The 3,070-nt window shown below is 59.9% G+C and carries 2 protein-coding genes and 2 pseudogenes; all 4 read right to left on the bottom strand.

The features are described from left to right. A pseudogene (locus tag NKI06_RS30690) lies at positions 1-442 on the bottom strand (transposase); the annotation flags it as partial. A gap of 345 nt (positions 443-787) precedes the next feature. After that, positions 788-1,693: a GlxA family transcriptional regulator gene (locus NKI06_RS30685; RefSeq protein WP_352797648.1), complete on the bottom strand. Its 906-nt coding sequence runs from the start codon at positions 1,691-1,693 to the stop codon at positions 788-790. Positions 1,694-1,902: 209 nt separating this feature from the next. After that, positions 1,903-2,841, bottom strand: coding sequence for an electron transfer flavoprotein subunit alpha/FixB family protein (locus NKI06_RS30680; RefSeq protein ID WP_352561575.1), 939 nt, complete (start codon positions 2,839-2,841; stop codon positions 1,903-1,905). Positions 2,842-2,865: 24 nt separating this feature from the next. Then, positions 2,866-3,070, bottom strand: a pseudogene (locus NKI06_RS30675) (electron transfer flavoprotein subunit beta/FixA family protein); the annotation flags it as partial.

Here is a 3,070-nt window from a genome sequence, read left to right as displayed (position 1 = left end):
GCAGCGAGGCTCTCGTCCAGCCGCTTGTTGATGGCCGAGATCGACGAGGCCGAGAAGGCATGGCCGCACAGTTCTTCCGTGATCGCCTTCACCTTGCGGGTCGACACGCCCTGGACATACATCTCGGCCAGTGTCGCCACCAAGGCCCGCTCGGAACGCTGGTAGCGCTCGAACAGCTCGGTGGAGAAGCGCCCGGCACGGTCCTGCGGAACCCGCAGCTCGAGCTTGCCGACCCGCGTCACAAGGGTGCGGCCGTAATAGCCCGAGCGATAGCCAAGCCGTTCGGGCGTGCGCTCGCTCTTCGAGGCACCCAGCGCCTCGTCCATCTCGGCCTCAAGCACCTCCTGCATCACCGCACGGAGCACTTCGTGCAATCCATCCGGGTTCGAAAGCAAAATGTCTTTGACGGCAGCGCTGGCGGTCTAACTTCAGTCTTGGTCATGGTGGCGTTCCTTCGCGGGAATCAGGTGACGTGAACAATCACCAGCCTGCCATGACCGCCCCCTCTCAGCGAATTTGCAGAACTCTCAGCACACTACCCGGCCGGCAAATCCGATAAGCCTTGCGCAGAAGCCGCGGGTTCTGGACTGCCCAATGCTAGCCTAAGTTTTATGAGTTGCTGCGGAACAACCGATTTATAACATCTTGGATGATCCTCGCGCAGGGCGCCGTAAGCTGTGACCTGAGGGTTCATGAACTCAGCTGCTCGAGCGGTCTGCAGCCACGGCGCTGGCCATCTTCTCGGCAACAGCGAGGTCCGTTCGGTTGAGAATGGCCGCAGATCGACTTAACCGTGTCGCAGACTGCTTGGTGCTTCACCGAAGTGATCACGAAAACATTTTGAAAAATGCGATGATGAGACAAACCCGCAAGCGATTGCCACCTGCAGCACGGACATATCGGTCAATTCGAGTAGTTGGCGCGCCCGCGCCATTCTGAGCAAAAGATAGTATCGCATCGGCGTCGCCTTGAGATGGTGAAGAAAGAGGCGCTGGATTTGCCGGCAAGAAAGGCCCAGCTCTTGAGAAATAGCGCGAATCGTCAACGGCTCATCTACAGAATTTTCCATCATGCGGATGATGCGGATCAGCTTTTCGCTCGCGCCGCTAAAGCGAAGCCCAAGGGGAGCAGATTGACAGCTTTCCCCCTCGCGCCATCGATCGGCTGTGAGGAATCGGCAGACTGATCGCGCCACATCGGAACCACATCGGTGTTCTACTGAGCTGATCGCGAGATCAAATGCCGCAAATTCACCGGCGCAGGTGACGATTCCGTTCTGCTCGACGAATAGGGCGTCGGTCAGCTTGAGACCTTCGAATGACTCCGAGAAGGCTGCCATCGTGTCCCAGTGGATGGTACAGCGCGTGTCTGACAACAGACCGGCCGCAGCAAAGACCCATGCGCCGGTGCCGAGTCCGTAAAGCCTCACATTGCGGCGCGCACAGAAGCGTAAAAGTGACAACAGTGGTGCTGAGGGATAATGTTCGATTCCCGCGCCCGCGCAAACCACGATGCCATCGGGCAAACGCTCCGATTTCAGAAGCTTGGCTTCCTTAAGACTTGCATCCACGCACACTCGGATCCCACTGGCACATATAACAGGGCTGCCGTCGTCGCTTATCAACCTCCATCGAAACCGCTCGCGTCCGGACAATCTGTTCGCATACCGCAATGGATCGATGAACGACGACATACACAGTTGTGAAAATCCCGGAACAAGGACTATCGAGAACTCCGTGACTCCATCAGCCAAAGGCATGAAGGCCGTGGAATCTAAGTTTCCGCGACCCAATCTCCGCTCGCCAACAAGTCGGTTGTTTATTACGTTCATTCTGTCACCGCTTGACCAGAGGACGCCGTCTTATCCTCTAGCGAGAGGAACGACCGCTATCCTTTCCCGCTTCAGCCGCCTGCGAGCGCCTTTTCCAACTCCGGCAGGATGAGGAAGAGATCGCCGACCAGGCCGTAGTCGGCAACCTGGAAGATCGGCGCCTCCTCGTCCTTGTTGATGGCAACGATGACCTTCGAATCCTTCATGCCGGCAAGGTGCTGGATGGCGCCGGAGATGCCGACCGCGATGTAGAGATCGGGAGCGACGACCTTGCCGGTCTGGCCGACCTGCCAGTCGTTGGGCGCATAGCCGGCATCGACCGCGGCGCGCGAAGCACCAACCGCCGCGCCCAACTTATCGGCAACCGGCAGGATGACCTCCTGGAACTTCTCCGAGGAGCCCAGCGCACGGCCACCCGAAATGATGATCCTGGCCGAGGTCAGTTCCGGACGATCAGTTCCGGAAAGCTTGTTCTCGATAAAGGACGATACACCGGGGTCGGCTGCCGCCGAGATAATCTCGACAGCAGCCGCATTGCCTTGGGAGGCGACGGGAAATGAAGCAGTGCGCACGGTGATGACCTTCTTGGCGTCGGTCGACTGCACGGTCTGGATGGCGTTGCCGGCATAGATGGGGCGCTTGAAGGTGTCGGGCGAGACCACTTCGATGATCTCGGAGACCTGCGCGACATCGAGCAGGGCCGCCACCCGCGGCGCGATGTTCTTGCCGGCCGACGTCGCGGGCGCGATGACCGTGTCGTAGGCGCCAGCCAGCGAGACGACCAGCGCCGCCGTCGGCTCAGCCAGGCGCTCGGCGAGTTCGTCGGCTTCGGCGAGCAGCACCTTGCTCACACCCTTCAGTTTCGCGGCTGCGTCAGCGGCAGCCTTGGCGCCTTTGCCGGCCACCAGCACATGAACGTCCGAGCCGATCTGCAGGGCTGCCGACAGCGCCTTGGCGGTCTGGTCGGAAAGCGTTGCGTTGTCGTGTTCGGCGATGAGGAGAATTGCCATTTTATCTGTTCCTTTCCCGATCGCTTACAAGACGCCGGCTTCGTTCTTGAGCTTGTCGACCAGTTCGGCGACGCTCTTGACCTTGACGCCCTCCTTGCGGCCGCTCGGCTCCTCGGTCTTGATGACCTTCAGCCGCGGCTTGACGTCGGCGCCGTAGTCGGCCGGGGTTTTCTCGTCGAGCTGCTTCTTCTTGGCCTTCATGATGTTGGGCAGCGAGGCATAGCGCGGC

Source organism: Mesorhizobium sp. M0772 (assembly GCF_040320135.1).
Lineage (GTDB): Bacteria > Pseudomonadota > Alphaproteobacteria > Rhizobiales > Rhizobiaceae > Mesorhizobium.
The sequence above is the reverse complement of the archived record's forward strand: the minus strand, read 5'-3'. Positions and strand labels throughout refer to the sequence as shown.

Coding starts and splice junctions, on each gene's coding strand:
- NKI06_RS30685 (WP_352797648.1), bottom strand. CDS start 1,693: ATGTCGTCGTTCATCGATCCATTGCGGTATGCGAACAGATTGTCCGGA.
- NKI06_RS30680 (WP_352561575.1), bottom strand. CDS start 2,841: ATGGCAATTCTCCTCATCGCCGAACACGACAACGCAACGCTTTCCGAC.